The organism is Paenibacillus hamazuiensis (assembly GCF_023276405.1).
GTDB lineage: Bacteria > Bacillota > Bacilli > Paenibacillales > NBRC-103111 > Paenibacillus_AF > Paenibacillus_AF hamazuiensis.
This window is the reverse complement of sequence record NZ_JALRMO010000001.1, coordinates 7147115-7165839: the sequence shown is the minus strand read 5'-3', so window position 1 is coordinate 7165839 and position 18725 is coordinate 7147115. Positions and strand designations below refer to the sequence as shown.

General features: G+C 51.3%; 14 protein-coding genes. 2 read left to right on the top strand and 12 right to left on the bottom strand.

Annotation, left to right across the window (positions count from 1 at the left end):
• Window position 1: 1 nt before the first annotated feature.
• The 5 genes from MYS68_RS31450 to MYS68_RS31430 all read right to left on the bottom strand — a co-directional run bounded on the left by MYS68_RS31450 (window position 2) and on the right by MYS68_RS31430 (window position 8430).
• Window positions 2-1147 carry a mannitol-1-phosphate 5-dehydrogenase gene (locus MYS68_RS31450; protein WP_248929566.1) on the bottom strand — a complete coding sequence of 382 codons (1146 nt, stop codon included), beginning with the start codon at window positions 1145-1147 and terminating at the stop codon, window positions 2-4.
• Window positions 1144-1581, bottom strand: a complete 438-nt coding sequence (locus tag MYS68_RS31445; RefSeq protein ID WP_248929565.1) for a PTS mannitol transporter subunit IIA — start codon at window positions 1579-1581, stop codon at window positions 1144-1146. Before MYS68_RS31445 ends, MYS68_RS31450 begins: the two co-directional genes overlap by 4 nt.
• Before the next feature lie 25 nt (window positions 1582-1606).
• Entirely contained in the window at window positions 1607-3646 is a 2040-nt protein-coding gene (locus MYS68_RS31440; protein WP_248929564.1) for a BglG family transcription antiterminator, read from the bottom strand.
• A 67-nt stretch (window positions 3647-3713) separates the two neighbouring features.
• The gene (locus tag MYS68_RS31435) at window positions 3714-5150 is read right to left on the bottom strand and encodes a PTS mannitol transporter subunit IIBC (RefSeq protein ID WP_338043682.1); all 1437 of its coding nucleotides are present in this window, start codon (window positions 5148-5150) and stop codon (window positions 3714-3716) included.
• 319 nt (window positions 5151-5469) lie between these two features.
• On the bottom strand, window positions 5470-8430 hold the full coding sequence (locus tag MYS68_RS31430) for an S-layer homology domain-containing protein (RefSeq protein WP_248929563.1): 2961 nt from the start codon (window positions 8428-8430) through the stop codon (window positions 5470-5472).
• A gap of 275 nt (window positions 8431-8705) precedes the next feature.
• Here MYS68_RS31430 and MYS68_RS31425 point away from each other — a divergent pair, with 275 nt between their 5' ends.
• Window positions 8706-9761 carry a hypothetical protein gene (locus tag MYS68_RS31425; protein ID WP_248929562.1) on the top strand — a complete coding sequence of 352 codons (1056 nt, stop codon included), beginning with the start codon at window positions 8706-8708 and terminating at the stop codon, window positions 9759-9761.
• A 121-nt stretch (window positions 9762-9882) separates the two neighbouring features.
• The gene (locus tag MYS68_RS31420) at window positions 9883-10839 is read left to right on the top strand and encodes a bile acid:sodium symporter family protein (RefSeq protein WP_248929561.1); all 957 of its coding nucleotides are present in this window, start codon (window positions 9883-9885) and stop codon (window positions 10837-10839) included.
• Window positions 10840-10924: 85 nt separating this feature from the next.
• On the opposite strand, the gene MYS68_RS31415 is transcribed toward MYS68_RS31420, so the two are convergent.
• The 7 genes from MYS68_RS31415 to MYS68_RS31385 form a co-directional block, all read right to left on the bottom strand.
• Window positions 10925-12184: an enolase C-terminal domain-like protein gene (locus tag MYS68_RS31415; RefSeq protein WP_248929560.1), complete on the bottom strand. Its 1260-nt coding sequence runs from the start codon at window positions 12182-12184 to the stop codon at window positions 10925-10927.
• A 14-nt stretch (window positions 12185-12198) separates the two neighbouring features.
• Entirely contained in the window at window positions 12199-13452 is a 1254-nt protein-coding gene (locus tag MYS68_RS31410) for an enolase C-terminal domain-like protein (protein WP_248929559.1), read from the bottom strand.
• A 46-nt stretch (window positions 13453-13498) separates the two neighbouring features.
• Window positions 13499-14278, bottom strand: a complete 780-nt coding sequence (locus MYS68_RS31405) for an NAD-dependent epimerase/dehydratase family protein (protein WP_248929558.1) — start codon at window positions 14276-14278, stop codon at window positions 13499-13501.
• A 30-nt stretch (window positions 14279-14308) separates the two neighbouring features.
• Window positions 14309-15307 carry a 3-dehydro-L-gulonate 2-dehydrogenase gene (yiaK, locus tag MYS68_RS31400; RefSeq protein WP_248929557.1) on the bottom strand — a complete coding sequence of 333 codons (999 nt, stop codon included), beginning with the start codon at window positions 15305-15307 and terminating at the stop codon, window positions 14309-14311.
• A 95-nt stretch (window positions 15308-15402) separates the two neighbouring features.
• Window positions 15403-16761, bottom strand: a complete 1359-nt coding sequence (locus MYS68_RS31395; RefSeq protein ID WP_248929556.1) for an ABC transporter substrate-binding protein — start codon at window positions 16759-16761, stop codon at window positions 15403-15405.
• A gap of 13 nt (window positions 16762-16774) precedes the next feature.
• On the bottom strand, window positions 16775-17836 hold the full coding sequence (locus MYS68_RS31390) for an Ldh family oxidoreductase (protein WP_248929555.1): 1062 nt from the start codon (window positions 17834-17836) through the stop codon (window positions 16775-16777).
• 129 nt (window positions 17837-17965) lie between these two features.
• The gene (locus MYS68_RS31385) at window positions 17966-18709 is read right to left on the bottom strand and encodes a response regulator transcription factor (protein WP_248929554.1); all 744 of its coding nucleotides are present in this window, start codon (window positions 18707-18709) and stop codon (window positions 17966-17968) included.
• Between the last annotated feature and the right edge of the window lie 16 nt (window positions 18710-18725).

Sequence of the window (18725 nt, the reverse complement as noted above, 5' to 3'; positions counted from 1 at the left end):
CCTATCTTTTCAAAAAACCGTATTGGCGGGCGATGTCGGCATGCAGCGGGTGCTCCTTGCCGAGCGACGTATACTTGGTTATCGTTTGGCCAAGACCATCTTCGCTTAACGAACGCTGAATTTCCATCGCTTCCGGATCGGCCGCCACATCAAACAAAAGCGCCGCGGCGATCGCCATCGTCAAGTATTGCGTAGGCAGCCCCAATTCGAAAGCCTGCAGAGCAGGGCGGACAAAGCGGTCGTTGCGGGATATTTTGCGAATCGGCGAACGGCCGATCCGTTCGATGTGGTCGGTCAAATACGGATTTGCAAAACGGTCTAAAATGGTATCTATATATTGCTGATGCTCCTCGCGGTCAAAACCATATTTCTTGACGAGCAGAGCACCTGTCTCTTCCATTGTATGCCGAACGTTTGCGGCGATTTCAGAGTTCGCCATCGCTTCTTGAATCGTGCCGAAGCCCTGCAGGTAACCCATATATGCCGCGAAGCAATGTCCGGTATTGACGGTGAACAGCTTGCGTTCAATGTAAGGCTCCAGCTCGGAAACGTAATGAACGCCTTCGATGCGGTGAAAGCCCGGTATCGTTTGCGATTCGTCCACCACCCACTCGTAAAAAGGCTCGACTTTGACCTCGAGCGGGTCCTCATTCGTTTGGATCGGAACGATCCGATCGACGGCCGAATCCGGGAAAGCGGCGTTTCGGTCTGCATATTCGCGGAGCTCCGGGCTTAAATGGCCGTATATATGCTCCTTCAGCTGACTGCTGCCTCCGATCGCATTTTCGCAAGCAATAATATGGAGTGGGGCGGCGCCGCGCTGCGCACGTTTGGCTAAACCTTGGGCGATCCCTTCGGCAATATGCTTAAGTATGTTCACGCCCACGGCCGTCGTGACCAAATCCGCTTGAGCGACCGCTTCCGCGACATCCTCCGGGTTTTTCCCATTAATCGCCGTGACATTCGATACCCGGAACGTTTCCTGTGCCGCATTCGCCAAACGAACTGTATACGCCCGCTTCTCCCGCAGCAGCTCGACCAAGCTGTCGTTCACATCGGAGAAACAGACTTCATAACCCGCTTGGGATAAAACGAGCCCGATAAAACCTCTGCCGATGTTTCCTGCGCCAAAATGTAAAGCTTTCATGAGTTCATCCCGCTTTCGAAAATGCGGATCATTTCCTCGGGTGTCGACGCGTTTTGAATCCGCTCGATATTTTCGTCTTCGGAGCAAACCATGGCCACATTGGTTAAAATGTCCAAATGCTCGCCGCCAGCGGCCGCAATGCCGATGACAAGAGTTGCCTTTTCGCCGTCTCCGAAATCGACGCCCTGCGGAATTTGCACAATCGACAATCCCGTGGATTGAATGAGTGATTTGGAATCCTGCGTTCCGTGCGGAATCGCCAGCCCGTTGCCCATATAGGTGGACAGCGTTTGCTCGCGTTCGATCATTTTGTCGATGTAAGCTGCCGAGGCATGACCGGCATCGACAAGAAGCTGTCCCGCCATGCGGATCGCTTCGAATTTATCTTTAGGCTGAGCGTTCAATTTCACTTTATCTGCAGACAGTATGCTCATAGTCGGTTCTCTCCCTTGTTCCGAATTATTTTTTGTTCCCCACAAAAACAGCCAGCTCTTCCGACAAAAACTGCTTGATCTCGGCCTGACTGCCCGTTTTGAGCAGCTCGATCATCTCGGGGTTGATCAGGAACGAGCTGATTTCGCTAAGCACCTCGAGACTCTCCTTGGAAAGCTCCTTCGGTCCGAGCATGAGCAGCAATTGCCTGACCCCGGTAGGCCCCTTATCATGAATTTGCAAATCTTCTTTCAACCTGAACAATGTAAAGGAGGGGGCCTTCACCTTTTCGCTTCGAATATGAAAAAGCGCGATGCCCAAATCGGGGATGATTTGGCTGCTTTGCCTCTCCCGCTCCAGCAAAAGCTGGACAATCGGCCCCACCTCTTCGATCGTTCCGGCTCGCTGGACATACCCGCACATGGCCTCCAGCGTAGCCTGCAACCCGGTAAACGGCTGCTCCAGCTCGTAAACGGCGAATTGATCGATAATCTTGCCGATTTCGTCCATATACCGCCGGATCCGATCCATCTTGTGCGCAGCCGGCTGCTTTTCTTCCTGAACCCCGGCCTCCCTTTGATGCTGCAGCGTCACATTCTGGATAAACAACCGCAGCCGCTCCGCTTCTTCCTTCGTCAGCAGCGGGCTTAACTTCATGTACCGATGCTCCGGCAGAGGCAGGTCTATGGTGGAAATAATCAGATCGTATTCGCTTTCCGGTATGCGCGCCGCTTCAAACCATGAGGCGTGGCCGACAATCTCCACCTGCGGCAGCTCGTTGGTCAGCCGGACGGCGAGCATATTCGACGTTCCTATCCCGCTTGTGCATACGATAAACGCTCTGACGCTGCGTCCAAACTGTTTCTGCCTTTCCAGCGATGCCCCGAAATGCATAACGAGAAAGCCAATTTCCTCGTCCGGCACATCCAGATCCGGCATCGTCTCATCGACCGCCAGACGAATCGTATCGAACAACTCTTCATAATCTTTCTTGATTTGCCCCAGCAGCGGGTTGCGTATACGTGCGCCCGAACGAAGCCGCTTGATCGCGGATTCCAGATGGCGGAGCAAGCCGTCTCTGAGCGTCCGGTCCTCGCTGAAGCGGCTGCCGCTGCGCCGCTCCATATTGCGAATCAGCTTCCGCACGATTTCCATGTAATACAGCTCTTCCGCCGGAAGCAGCTCGTTGGGATCCGCGGCAGCGTTTTTAGGCTCAAGCAGCGAAGCGATATGGGCAATTTCCGCCGTTGTAAACTCGGCAGGGATCGTTTCCGTCAGCTCGCGAACGATTCGGGACACCAGCTCTTTATCCTGCATCGAGCCATGCTCTGCGTTCAGCTCCACATGCTTGCCCTGCCCCATTCGGGCGATGGCAATCGAGATACCGATCAGAAGCCGCATATACTCCGCTTCCTCCAGCTTGCTGACTCCGATCTCCTCGGCATGCCAAAGCGCAGCCTCTACCTTGGCAAAATGCTCCTTGCCGATAAGCGCCAGCAGCTTCCCTTCCGCGGATTGCGGGGACGGAGGATTTTTGCCGAACAAATCGGATTCGTCCAGGTATTGCATCGCCAGCAAGCGGATCAGTCTTCGCTTACCCGCCTCCGCTCCGGTCAGCTCCACGCCGTATCCTCTTCGCCGCACAAGGAGAAGGTTCGCCTTCAGGATCATCTCGTCCAGCTCGTTCAAGTCGTGCGTGACCGTCGGGATCGAAACGCCAAGCTCATGCGATAGCGTAAACAGCTTGACGGGCTCATCTTCAGTTAGAAGCATGCACAAAATGTAAAGCTTTCGTTCGTGGGCCGTATATTCAAGAACGGTTTCGCCGTGAATGGTCCTTCTTAACGCATCCAGCCGTTCAGGGTCTCCCTGCAGTTGAATGCCTTTACCTGTTTTTTTCTTCAGCGTCAAGCCGAGCGATTCCAAGATGGCCTCCAGCTCGGCTAGTTCCCTGTGAACGGTTCTCGTGCTGACGCCGATTTCGGAGGCGATTTCTCCGGCTGTAATTTCATCCTGACGGCTGAGCAGAAGCTCGACGATTTGCCGGCGCCGCTGATGCTGGCTCATGCCCCTTGCTCCTTGTCAATAGAATGGAGATAACGCCGGCAGTGACGCCGACGTCTGAAAGTTAGCATTATTTTAGTCTTTCCACAAGCTTGTCGTATTCCGGGCTCTTCAAAAAGTTATCGATCGAAATATGCTCGGCTTGCGGCGCCTTGGCTCGGGCACGGTCGGTGAGCGATTTATGCGTCACGACGATGTCGGCGTCGCCCGGAATTTCACTGATCGCCGTATTGGTTACCGTGACGTTGACCCCTGCATCAGTCATTTTCTTTCTGAGCAGAGATGCCCCCATGGCGCTGGATCCCATTCCCGCATCGCAGGAAAACACGATTTTGCGCACTTCGGCCGCCGGTTTTACCGCAGTTGCGGCTTCAGCCACAGCTGCCGCAGCCGCCACGGATGCGTTCGGAGCTTGCTTCATTTGCTGCACCTTGGCTTTCGCCTGCTCCAGATCGTCTTCTTCCTCGGATTGCTTGCTTGTTTTAAGCAGCAGTGCGGCAACCGCAAAAGAAACGATGGTGGCTGTAATAACCCCGGTGAATATCGACAACAGCCCGCCTTTCGGCGCCATCGCGATATAGGCGAAAATACTTCCCGGCGAAGGCGGAGCCACCAAACCTGCGTTAAACACGGAGAACGTGAATGTTCCTGTCACACCGCCGGCGATTACCGCCAAAATCAAACGCGGATTCATCAAAATGTAAGGGAAGTAGATCTCATGAATCCCTCCAAAGAAATGGATGATGGCCGCGCCCGGTGCGGACAGCTTCGCCGAACCTCTTCCGACCAGCCAGTAGGCCAGCAGGATGCCGAGTCCCGGCCCCGGGTTCGATTCCAGCATAAACAGGATCGACTTGCCGGTTTTAGCCGCCTGATCTACGGCAATCGGGCTGAGTACGCCGTGATTGATAGCGTTGTTGAGAAACAGGATTTTACCCGGTTCGATCAGCACGTTGGCGAGCGGGAGCAAGCCTGCATGAACGAGCACCTGCACACCCGCGGCCAGCGTCTTGCTGACAACCTGCACGGCCGGACCCACCACCGTATACGCGAGTACGGCCAGTATTCCGCCGATAATACCGGAGGAGAAGTTGTTGACCAGCATTTCGAAGCCGGATCTGATTTTCCCCTCAATCGATTTGTCAAACTTCTTCAAGACCCATGCAGCGAACGGTCCCACCAGCATAGCCCCGAGAAACATCGGAATGTCCGTCCCGATGACCACACCCATCGTTGTCACCGCACCGATGACGCCGCCGCGGGTGCCGTGAACCATCGATCCTCCGGTATATCCGATGAGCAGCGGGAGCAGATACGTAATCATCGGTCCGACCAGCTTGGCTAAATACTCGTTGGGAATCCAGCCGGTCGGAATAAATAAAGCCGTAATTAGACCCCAAGCAATAAAAGCGCCGATATTGGGCATGACCATGCCGCTTAGAAAACGTCCGAAACGTTGAACTTGCACTCTGACATCGGCTGACGCCGGTTGCTTTTGTTCCGCGATTGCGCTCACTTGAGTAACCTCCTGTCATTTGATATGACTTTATCGTAAAGCAAAAGCGCTTTCACCTTCAACAAAATGAAAATCACCTTTCGTCATGATCGATGTTGACAACATTTTCAGTTCATTGTTTTGGATGGGATTCCAGTCGATTCCGCACCGGGTTGCACAGGCTTCCATGTTAGGATTAATATTGCCTTTGGGGGCTTGTTTTATTTGTATTTTATTAGGTTGGCGTGTGAGTGCCGTGGCTAAGCCGACAAAATAAAAAAAAGGAAAAAACACCGGCCTCTTCAGCCGGTGCTCCTTATATACCTATCTTTTATTCTAAAACAACATGATCGATCAGCACAGCCGTATCATAGATACTGTCTCCCTGATCCCAAACGTGGAAGCGAAGGACGATCGGCTCTTTGCCGGCGAATTGGCTTACGTCAAATTTTACATGTTTCCAATTCGTCATGTAGGTCGTGCTGTCCCCGCCGTAGAAATCAATCGCCACTTTGTTATCGTTGGTCCAGTATATTGTGGAATCGTTGATCGATTCGCCGCCAATGGTGACAAAGCCGTTTCCGTAGACACTGGACGTTACAGTTCTTCCATAAACATCGGAGGTCACGACGGAAGCGGTATTGATGTATACGCTGGAAGTAACTGTTGTTTTAAAAGTATCATTGAAAATAGAACCTACAAATTCCTTCGGTTCCTCGGAAATGAAGTTGTAATCGAACGAAAGAGTCGCTACTCCTGCCGGAATAATGAAATTTTGCTCAATATAACTATCCGAGTTGTAGTCGTAACCGTGGTAATCGTTGTTTTCAAAACCAAGGCCCGTACTGATTATGGCCATATAGTTGCCCTCTGTCGGCTTGAGCGGCCCGAGCTGGGAAATAACCCGAACATCCCCGTTTCCGTTCCACCCGTTCCAAGTTCCGTTTTCAAACGTTCCGTTGATCAAGCCTTCCGTCTTAGCCCCGATGTTGCTTCCTTTCATTGCGAAAGCGGCCAAACCGTCGTTGGCGCCATTGGCAGCAACTGCCGCCTTGAACGCTTCTTCGGTCGTTTTGTTCTCATCGAGCAGAGCTGTGAATACAGATTGAACAATAGCTTGGTCATAAGTAAGCTTTACATAATCGGTATATCCGTAATAAGTACCGGCGCCGTTATTGATGAACGCATCCGCCATGGAATTGTTGTACAAGCTCCGGCAGCTTCCGTTAAATACGATCGTATCCGGCATCAAATCGTTATAACGTGTAATAAAGGACGGAGTAATAGCATAATAACCGGAAATAATAGCCAGTCTTCCTTTTTTCAAATCGAGCTCATACGTTTTTTTATTCTCGGTTGTTGCCTTTTCTCCGGTCAAAAATATCGCTTGCGGCCCGGCATAAGGAAAATCAATGCCAAACTTGTTGTGGAGCGCTTCGAGTACTTTTTCATCATAGAAAGTATCTCCATGGGTATCTAAAACCACGACTCCATAATTCTTCAATCCTTTAAAGAAATTAACGCCCGCCGCGGAATCTTTTATTCTTTCCGCCACGAATGGGTAACTCGACTGAACGAACTTATCGTACACCGCGTCATAAACGGTCGAAGACGCAAGCTTGCCGGCAAACGGGGAAATGACGGCAACCCGCTTGCTTCCTACCGATGCGGCTGTTTGATTTTTAGCAGTAAGCGAAAATGCATTCGCTGCCATCAATTGAACTGCAGCGGCATCTGGCTCAGTGCTTCCCAATGCTTTCGTGTTCTCGGGAGCTGAAGAAATCCCTCCCAAAATTCCGCTGTTCAATACGTACCAGATGCTTCCGCCGGTTCCGGAAATACCGGCGCTTTGCACTTCAGCTTGCGTTTGCAGCCAAGTGACCGTTTCTTCTTTCGCTTTTTGCGAATCTCCGTATTGGCCGATCATTTGGTCCAGCTTGGCCTGCGTATCGTTTGCAATGCTTTCAGCCTTTGCAAGCTGCTCATCCGTAAAATGACTGATTACAGACAGCTTAAAGACCGCACTGCTCGGAACGTCGCCCGTAAATGCCCGCAGACGGATGTAACCCTCCGCACTTTCGTTCAGCGTCGCTTTTCCGCTGTAGATTCCGTCCTCTTTGAGGCTGTCTCCATGAGCGATCGAACCATCGTCATACAGACTGGTAATCATCGAAATTGCATTGCCGTTGTCGTCAACTTTATAGACGCTTGCATTTACCGTTTCGGCACCGTCGAGCGTCACGCGGAAAATGACATCAGACTCCTCAGCCGCATAGATGGAATCCACGCTCTCGCCATTCACCACAACTTGAAGACCGTTGATCGGTGTCGGAATTGGCGTTGGTCCCGGTGTCGGCGTCGGTTCCGGCGTTGGTCCCGGTGTCGGTGTTGGTTCCGGCGTCGGCCCCGGTGTCGGTGTTGGTTCCGGCGTCGGCGTTGGCGTTGCTCCCTCCGTCGGTGTTTCCGGTGTCGGAGTTTGAGTCGACCGGTCCTTTTTATGACGGCTGCGGGTGGCAACTGTGCTGCTCGTCGTATCCGCCGTTGTCTCCTGGGTAACTGAAGGGGTTTCCGCAGGCGTAGCTACAGGCGTTTCGCTCTTGTTAACCTCTTTCGCCAGCTCCATGGATTTGTCTATGTATACGGACTTGTTAGTTTTAAACTCGTAAGCCAGACGGGCTAAAGCCTGTCGCTCCGCGTTATCTTTCGGATTGAACCGCAGCTTGCCGTCATTGCCCTGGACCCCATTGATGAAGCCATTCTTGAAGGCCAACGAGACACTTGGCTTCGCCCACTCGGACACGTCCGATATATCCGACAGCTTCGCGTCAATCGGAAGTTTCTTCGCCGTATCCTCCAAGCCGAATGCACGAATGAAAAATACGACCAATTCTTCGCGCGTTACCTTCGACTCGGGGCTGAAGGATGTGGCCGACGTCCCTTCAGTGATCCCGGACTCCACCAATGCTCCTACATACCCGCGGTACCAGCTCTTCGGATCAACGTCCTTGAACGCCGCCGCTTTATCGCCATTTTCCTTCAGTCCGAGGGACAGGACGATGATTTTCGCAAGCTCGGCACGTGTCATAGGTTTCTTCGGTTGAAAAGTGTTATCTTCATATCCGGAGATTACACCCGCTTCGACTAACGATTGAATCTCCTTCTGCGCATAAGAATCAGCGATGTCTTTGAACTGCTTGGTTTCCCCAAATACCGTGAGCGGCATAAGAGTACTTACGAGCAGGGCAAAAACAAGAACTACGCTGATTTTACGGCGTACTACATGTAATAGCATTGCCTTCTCTCCTTCTTCTGTCATTTTGTCAATGAGCATTATCCGATAATGGTCCTATATATAGGGTACATTAGACCTATATCGGACGACATTTTTTAATATACTACAAATTATTGAAACTGAACATTGGTTTTCTACATTTTTCTACATTTTTTTTAACAACGCTCCAGTCGGTAAACGCAAGGTTCAGTGGAAGGTCGACAGAAGTATAACAATGCCATAAAGACTTTCCGATAAGTGTAATAAGAGACAGCCACCTTAAATAGGAGCCAAGCATGAATAAAATTGGTTTTACAGCCAAACAACGCCCCAATAAATACTATAAACGCCGTAAATGGTTAAAGAACACATTTTTGCTGCTATCACCTATTGCCATAACAATTGTATTAATATACTGCATTTTCATAGTTCTCCCTCATAAAGCGTGGATCTATGCAAATGGATCACCAAGAGAAATTAATATAACCCATTTTGAAGGCAGGATTGATAGCAAGGCATCGACAATGATGTCGTCCGATAGCACATTGAAAGGGATTATTATAAATCAGCAATCACTTATTATGAATCTTGACGGAGAAGACTTTAATCTGCAACCGGGTGATTTGCAAATACAATATGGATATTCGATGAATCACCCAAAGCACTTCACTGCTATTTCTTCAAATGTACCCGTTCAATTCGACATGCTCGACATGAATTTAAGTCAACTTAATCTGAAAAAGGAATATTTTCTTCAAAGATTTGGCAGTCTTCCAACTACATATTTATTAAGCATCGACAATAAAAAAACTGATTTATCTTTTTCCGCAACTATATATGAAAAAAATTTCAAACTTATACTTCAGGGAAACTTAGAAGTTTTCATCAAGGGAAAGAAATATCCGTCCAATTTCCCCTACTATGAGATGAATTTTGTTAATCCCGATGAAAAAAGTCATATTTCATATTTTCAGTTTGAGAATTTTGATCATTTTAATTTATTAATACCTGCGGAAAAGGGAGAGCTTTTATTTACTGGGCGCGGCGAGACATCCAACTTATTTTTTGAAAAGGGAGACCTCAAATTCAATCAAACTACCAATGAGAAGCAATTTAGCTTAAGTGGAAAACGATTAATAACCTCATCTATAAATGGGGAAAAACTAGACATTGCTTATTCATTAAATCGCGATTCCCAAATGGAGATATATGGTACCATCGGGGATGGTACATTAACGGGCAACAGTCTATTTTTGAATTTCACCCAGTGGTTGATTGAAAACATCACCACAGTTCTTGGGATGCTAATTTCCATACTGTTAGGCCTGATTATCGTTAAGAAAAATAAATAATGAATGGTTTACGGAAAATAGATTAGCTTGTTAAGAATAAACATAGCAATAGATTTTTTAATAAATTTGGCGTACAATAGATTAGCTCTATTAAACTACATCATAAGTGAGGTTTGACACAATGAGCGCTATTGCAAAAATAAGCCGCTTTGTAGGGGGAACCTTTTCTCTCTGGGTCATTGTATTTGCTTGTCTGGGATTTTTTATGCCCGGGGTCTTTACGCCGTTAAAGGGCTACATTTCCGTTTTTCTTGGCATCGTCATGTTCGGGATGGGGCTTACGCTGTCCTCCGCCGACTTCCGAGAAGTTTTCCGTCGTCCGCTGGAGGTGTTGATCGGCGTTGTCGGCCACTATATTATTATGCCGCTGCTCGCCTATGTTCTGGCACTTGTGTTGAACCTTCCGCCCGATATCGCGGTTGGCGTCATTCTGGTCGGCTGCTGCCCGAGCGGGACTTCCTCCAATGTAATGGCGCTGCTTGCAAAAGGTGACGTCGCGCTTGGCGTTTCCATCGCTTCCGTTTCCACATTGATCGCACCGCTGGCTACACCGGCTTTAATCAGCGTGCTTGCAGGCCGCTGGATGCCGATCGATGGCGGAGCGCTCATTAAGGACATTCTGATGGTTGTTATTTTCCCGATTATTCTTGGGGTTATCGTCAAGAGTCTGTTTAAAAAACAAGCCGAAGCCAGCATTCAGGCGCTTCCGCTCGTATCCACTCTGGCGATTGTCACTATTGTGGCCATTGTGGTAGCCGGCAGCAAAGCCAAAATCGTCGATAGCGGCTTGCTCATTTTTGCAGTCGTCATTCTGCACAACGGTCTCGGCTATTTGCTCGGGTACTGGTTCGCCAAGCTGTTCCGGATGAATTATAGCAAGCGTAAAGCCGTTTTGTTCGAAACGGGAATGCAGAACTCCGGTCTCGGGGCTGCCTTGGCATCGGCTCATTTCAATCCGATCGCAGCTGTTCCGAGTGCCATCTTCAGCGTATGGCATAACATCTCCGGCTCCCTGCTGGCCACCTGGTTTGCGCGTCGTGCCGAAAAAGAGGGCTTGAAAACAATTCACGCCGATTGATAGGGCTTCGCCCCCACCTCGCGTCTCCATAAAAAAAGAAAGCACTGCCCATTATCGGCTGGTGCTTTCTGTGCTTTTAAGAAGCTTACTCCTCAATAATCCGCTGCCGCTCAATGTAGTCATAGTTGATGTCCACACCGAGGCCCGGCCCCTGAGGAACGGAGATGAAGCCCTCTTCATCCATCGGGTCGACCATCTCGTTCAGCCAAGGAGGCGTGACGTCGTAATTCAGGAAGGGATGCAGCAGCCCGCGTTCATAGTATTCGCCGGGGATGCTCATCGAGGCGATAGCATGCAGCGTTCCGACGCCGGGACTGTGCGCCTCAAGCGGAATGCCGAAGGCTTCGGCCAAATGGACGATTTTCATAAACGGAGTCAAGCCGCCGACGCCCATTACGCCCGCCCGCAAAATATCGGCCGCTTTGTGGATCACCCATTCGGTTCGGGCATAAATTTTGCCCGCATGGGATTCCGGCCCGATGACCGGGATGTCCAGCTGCTCGCTGAGCCATGCGTAAGACGACACGGAATATTCGTTCATCGGCTCCTCAAGCCAGTAATAGTTCAGCTTCTCAAGCTCTCTCCCGATGGTCAGCGCCTGCTGGCGGGAGTAGGTGTGGTACGGATCAAGCATCAGCACGATATCGCCGCCTACACGTTCCCTCACCGCACGGCAAGCCTCGACATCGCGAAGGGGATCCGGAGTCGCCATGATCGTGGAAGGCGTCCAGACCTCGTCCATCCATGTATGCAGCTTAAACGCCTTATATCCCTGTTTCTTGCACGCCTCGGCAAAATCCGCATATTCTTCCGGCGTGCTGAGGCCGCCCTTATAATGATCCCCTACCATCGTGCTGGCATAGGCCTTTACCTTTTCCCGATGACCGCCCAGCAGCTTATAGACCGGCAGCTTGCTGACCTTGCCCGCCAAATCCCAAAGCGTCAAATCAATCATCGCTAAAATCCGGTCGGTCAGCTTCGGAAACGACCGCTGCAGCCCGGAGAGCTTCCGCCATATGCGTTCCCGGCAGAAAGGATCCTCTCCGATCAGATGCGGCCGCACCGTCTTGAGCAGAACATCCCACGAGCTCGAGTTCACCTGAAAGCTGCCCTCCCGACCGCCACCCGCTGACAAATCCGGCAAACGTTCAAACGGGAATTTATCCGTGGGCTCAAAATGACGCTGCGAGCTGACATACACGCCCTCCGCACCTTCATCCGTCACGATGCGAATCAACGCTTCCTCGGACCAGCGTCCGGATACCGGATGCTGATGGCCGGCCACGTTAAAGCCGTTATATGCCGGAACTCGAAACCGCACCACCTGCAGGTCGACGATTTTCAAACGCAGCCCTCCTTTTATAACTTATGCTCGCGAATATAATCAAAGTTAATATCCCAGCCAAGACCCGGTTTGTCGGGCACATGCACGTAGCCTTCCTCATCCATATGCTCGACCGATGAATTCAGCCATACAGGCACATGATCATAGTTAAGGAAAGGATGCAGCATGCCGCGTTCATAATACTCACCCGGAATCGTCATCGCCGCCATCGCATGCAGGTTGCCTGGCCCAGGGGAATGAAGCTCCAAGCGGACGCCAAACGCTTCGCATAAGCCGACGACTTTCATCAGCGGCGTCAGACCGCCGACATTCATCACGCCGGCCCGGCAAATATCGCTGGCTTTACGTACAATCCATTCCGCCCGCGAAGCGAGCTTGCCTTTATGCACCTCAGGTCCGATCACCGGAATATCGAGCCGCTCAGCCAGCCAAATATAAGATGACAACGAGTATTCATCCATGGGCTCCTCCAGCCAGACGAAGTTCAGCTTCTCCAGCTCCTTGCCCAAATAAAGCGCCTGCTCCCGGTTATAGTAGTGATAAGGGTCCAGCATCAGATCCATGCCGTCGCCGACCCGCTCCCTGACCGCGCGGCATGCCGCAATATCCCGCTTCGGATCGGGCGATGCGTTAATCGTCGACTCTGTCCACTTGCGCTCGGCCCATGTGTGCAGCTTGAATGCTTGGTAGCCCCTCTGTTTGCACTCTTCGGCATAATCGGCGAACGCCTCCGGCGTATTCAAGCCGCCTTCCAGCGTGTCCCCGATCATCGTGCTCGCGTACGCCTTCACCTTCGTACGATGACCGCCGAGCAGCTTATACACCGGCTGCTTGAATGCGCGGCCGGCCAAATCCCACAATGCCAAGTCGATAAAGCAGACCAATCTGTCGGTCAAACGCTTGCTGCTCCGCTGCATGACCCACAATTTATTATGTATTTTTTCCCGCGCCATCGGGTCTTCTCCGATGAGCAGCGGCTTGATCACTTTATCAACGACTCCTTGAATCGGATCGTGCTTCGGGTCCGACACAGGCTTGCCCGCAGAGTTCTCGGGCTTCCTCGCCTCCGCCCCAAGCAGCTCATACTTCTCATTTGGAATCAGCTGCTGGTATGGGATATGATACCCTTCCGCTCCATCGTCCGCTATGATGCGAATCATCGGATGAGCGATATCGTGCTCCCGGCCGGGACCTTGATGGCCGTCTTTATTGCTTCCTAACCACGACTTCGCGCGAAACGTCACCACTTCAACGTCAACGATTTTCATTAGCACCCCTCCTGTTTGGCTAAATGGTTAACCTAATCGCGTCGAACTAATAAACAGCGGGACGGAAAGCGCCGATGCCGCCTTGGTAGACAAGTTCGTCCGGATTGAACTTATCCGGCGGGATGCTTCCTTCATAGGCGGCGCCATCGTCCTGCGGGTCATAACCGATTAAGTCCTTCAAATAAGAAATATCCCAATACTTGTCCCGGTTGTTGGAGATGCCGAACAAGTTCAGGAACTTCAAATCAGCATCCGCATCAATACAGCATTTCATCAGATGAACCAAATCTCTGCTGCTGATCCATGTGCGTAGGTCCCTTTTCGATCTCGGAGGCAGTCCGAAGAAGGTGCCGATCCGTACATTGATCGATGAGATACCGCACTTGTCCGAATACAGCCTCCCCATTAACTCTCCGTGGCATTTCGACAGCCCGTATAAATTACTTGGGCGATAAAGCGAATGCTCATCGACCGCGTCATCTGCGAGATAACGGCCTACAGTATGATTGGAGCTGCCGAAGATCACTCTGCCGACCCCGCTCTCTCTGGCCGCCTCATAAACATGGTACACGCCCAAATAATTAACCTGAAACGCTTCGGCAAGGCTCGGATGCTTCATGCGGAAAGCCATATGAATGACCGTATCGACGCCTTCCATCCAGCGCAGGCAGCTTTCGTAATCCGTAACATCCATCGTTTCGATGCCGAGGCTGGGGTCTGCCAAAATATCGGTGCCGATCACCGCGTAATCGGGATCATCCCGCAAGCCCAGGTAGATACATTTGCCGACTGTTCCGGCAGCTCCGGTAATCAGTACTTTTTTCAACCCAATCCCCTCCACAAAGCCGAAGCCTTCTTAAGCGTCAAGCACCGTTTGCCAAATTTGCGGATCGACAGGAATTCCATTGCGCATATGATCGTCCCGTCTGCGCAGCGTGTCTTCTCCCGGATACCGGACGTCGCGGTGTCCTTGAGCCGGCATGGAGCGATGAAGATCGTCGATAACATGCTCAAGCTTCTCCTTCAGCATGTTCCGGTCCGAAAGCGCCGTCGTGTCAAACGCCAAAAACACTTGTGAAACCGCCTGCTCGCCCTCGTCCAAGCCGACCTCATATGTAGAGCGTCCACCGGACAGCATCATGGCAATAAGATCCAGCAAGATGGAAAGCCCCGAGCCCTTCCAATAGCCGATCGGCAGCAGCTTCCCGCTTGCCAATATTTGATCCGGGTCGTTCGTCAACCGGCCTTCCCCGTCATACCCGCCCGCAACCGGCAGCGCTTCCCCACGTGACGAATAAGCGTTCAGATTACCATATGAAAATTGAGACATCGCAATATCGAGAATAACCGGTCCTTCTTCCCGCGGCACAGCCAGCACAATCGGGTTGTTGCCGATCTTGCGTTCTTCCGCTCCCCAAGGCACCAGGTTCGGCAGCGTATTCGTCCAGCATATGCCGATACAGCCCGCCTCCGCTGCCTGCCAGCCATAGCTGCCCGCTCTCATCCAATGGTTCGTGTTTTTGATGGCGACACAGCCCATACCGTACGTACGCGAAAGCTCGATCGCACGTCTCATGCTCAGATAGGCATTGATATTGCCCGGGCCTCTGCGTCCATCCCACCGCTCCACAGCTCCCATACCCTCGACTTTTTCCGGAACCGCATGGATATCGATAAAGCCTTTGCGAATGTATTCAAGATAGGTCGGAAAACGGTTGAGCCCATGAGTATAAAACCCGTCCCTGCTGGCCTCGGCAAATAATCTTGCGGAAAGCTCCGCTCTGTCTTCGGTAAAGCCTTCCTTCAACAGCACCCTTCGGAGTTCCCCATACAACTGTTCAAAAGGTACTCTCATCCTCAGAAACCTCCCGCTGCACATGGTTGATGTACTCTTGCTCGAAAGCAGCCCGGGCCAAGGCTGCCCTTGACCCTATGGCGACGATCATTCAATCATTTTTTCATTGTTTTCACGATATCATTGATCAGCTTCATCGAGTCATCCGTCACTTTATTGATATTGGCGTTCGGATACGCTACGATCTCAACCGCATTTTCCAATACTTCAATAATCTCGCCGTTTGTCGTAGGTCCGTTATCGCCGAGGCCCATATTTTTCATGCCGTATTCATGGCCCTTCAATACGACAGGATCGTACAGCTTATCGGCGCCTACAGCGTCAGCTACAGGCTTAACGGCGGAAATGGAACGGGTGTCCTTCAAAATTTTATTTGCTTCAATATCGTTCAAGAAGAAGTTAACGAATTTCACCGCTTCGTCGATATGTTTGCTCCTATTGGAGACTGCAACCACTTGCGGCGGTTTGACGATCAAAGCCGTGTTCTTAGCGCCTTCGCGGACCGGTAGAGCGATCGGTACGAATTCGCCTTTAACCCCGTTTGTATAAGGCGATACGGTCGATGTCCAGGAGAACACCATAACCGCCTTGCCGTTGATCCACTTCGGATTCGTCTGTGCGGCATCGTTAAACACCTGTGCATCGGATGCCGGAATCGCGACTTTATCCGTATACAGCTTGTTGATGTAGGTCAACGCTTCCGCCAGATCGTCTCTTGTAAAGCCCAGCGAGTAATCGTCGCCGATCATATGTTTGCCCGTCTTTTGCACAATGTAACGCTTGAGGACAAACTCAACCATACTGCCGATATCCATGTTCAGCATATACGATTCGGGGTCCTTCTGATTAACCGTTTTCCCGTATTTGTAGAAGTCGTCCCATGTCCATTTGGTATCGAGCGAGGATGGGATGCCGAACTTGTCAGCCACCGTTTTATTCATGATCCCGATCGTCGCGTTGACGCCCATCGGAAGTCCGACCAGCTTGTTGTTAAATACACCGTTTTCTTTCAAAAATTGCGGGTCAATGCCGGACAAATCGATCAGATTTTTCTTCGTGTTGAAATCGACGAAAAAGTCGGAGTTTCTTGTAAAATCCTCCATCCACGGCGGGTTCAGCTGCACGATGTCGGCAATACTGCCGCCGGCAAGACCGGTAGCGATCAACTCCCGTTCAGACTTGCCGCGATATTCCGCCTTAATGGTGACGTTCGGGTTCTTCTTCATGTACAAGTTGATCACGTCTATCGTTGCTTTATGGCGAACCTCGTTCCCCCACCAGGAAAAGCGGAGCGTAACATTTTCTTTCGAAGCTGACGATGCCGCCGGTTGAGCCGCTTCGCTTTTCCTCGCATCTTTAGCGCCGCCAGAACCGGAACCGGATCCGGCGCATCCCGACGCAACCGCCAGCGACAAAACACATGACAATAAGGTAATCTTTCTTTTCGATATCATGGAATTTTCCCCCTTAAGATCTGTCATTGATGAGCGGTGCAATTCCCAGCCTGGCGGCCGCTTCCGCTAATTTCTCCACCAGACCGCTTTCCAAATCGATCGTTCCTTTGCTTAACATACCTGCTTTTCTTCGGTAGGAGCCGTGCCCCGGGATATGCACACCGGGTGCAAGCTTGTCGGCGCGGTCAAGTAAAGTCGACGTCCGCTGCTTAAACTTGGCCATATCGAGCATCGTATCCGGCTTAATCACGAGCGCCGTATGCCCCCAATGATTGTCCACAGCGTCTTCGTCCGGTGCCTGATCCATAATCCAACCGCCGGTAAACACGCCGCTTAACACTTCTCCCAGCATCGAGAGCGCATACCCTTTGTGTCCGCCGATGGGCATTCTCGTACCCTCCAGCACTTTAGCCGGATCCGTCGTCGGCTGTCCGTCCGTATCGACGCCCCACCAAGGCTCGATCGGAATACCTTTGGCCGCACGTGCGCGAAGTTCCCCATGCGATGCGTAGGCGAGGCAAGCGTCGAATACAACAGGAGGAGCATCGGAGCCTGCGCTAAAGCCGAAGCCGAGCGGAAGCGAGCCCATGCAGTTTTCTGTGCGTCCTATCGTTCCCATGTTCATGCCGCCCTTGCACAGCAGCAGGGAAATGTAGCCTTCCTCAGCAGCACGCTCGACATAAGGAGCCGCCGCAAGAAAGTGATTGGAATTCCGGATAATGCACATGCCGATGCCATACTCGTCAGCCAGCCTTTTCGCCCGCTCCATGGCAAAGCAGCATACAACCTCGCCGAGCCCGCGATCGACGTCCCATGCTTCCATCGTCTTAAACGCGCTGAGCTGCTTATACTGCGGCTTCGCATTAATTTCACCGCTGAGCAGCCGCGAAATCCGGGACGGCAAATCGTAAATATCGTGATGCCCCACTCCCCGCAGCGTCGCCCGCATAAACACGTCAACGGCTTTCGCGCAGTCCTCCTCAGGTACTCCGCATGCCGCAACCGCATCATGAATGAACCTCTCCAGCTCGACGAGTCCGACCGTTCTCATGTCTGGGATCATAGCCTCTCGCATGCCGACCTCCTTTGTGTTGCCTCGAATATAAAGCGCTTTCTTTTCAAAGAATAGCATCCCTTTTTCCGAATAAACAGGCGCTCATCTTATGAAAAGGTATCAGTTTCTACCCCTTTTTAAGGCGCAAATTCACCTGTACTCCCGCGGAGAAATGCCGTGGTATTGCTTAAACGCTCTGGAAAAATTTTTCGGATTGTTGTAGCCGATCTCCGAAGAAATGTGGTAAATTTTGAGGTTGATATCGGCCATCAGTTCCTTGGACTTGATCATCTTCATCTCGAACAAGTAATCGGAGAAGTTTTTGCCGGTCTTTTCTTTGAATATTTTCGACAAATAATTCGGGCTCATATTGACCTGCTGGGCGGCTCCTTCAAGCGAAGCGTCCTTTAAATGCACAGCCACGTAAGATTCCACGATGTCAATAATTTTATCGTAATATCCGCCGAACGCATCGGCGGAATGATCCGTACGCCGGGCTGCTTCCGGCTTGCTTCGTTCCATCAGCTCCTGCTTGATCAAGGAGAAAACGGATACGATTTCGTCGAATTTGACCGGCTTCAATATATAATTTCGAACGCCGTGAACGAGCGCTTGCCGGGCATATTCAAAATCGGCATAACCGCTCAGGAAGACAACGAGCGGGCTTAATCGCTGCTCACGAATGCACTGAGCCAGCTCCGTTCCCGTGAGCACCGGCATTCGGACATCGGAGAGAACAACATCGACAGGATGATCGTGTAAATAATCCAAAGCCACCTGACCGTTCGGGAAGCTTCCTACGACTTCAAACCCCAATTCCGCCCAAGGGTAATGCTTCTCCAGCCCCGATCTGATTTTCGACTCGTCGTCCACGATAATTAACTTGTACATCATGCCGACCTCCTTGCAC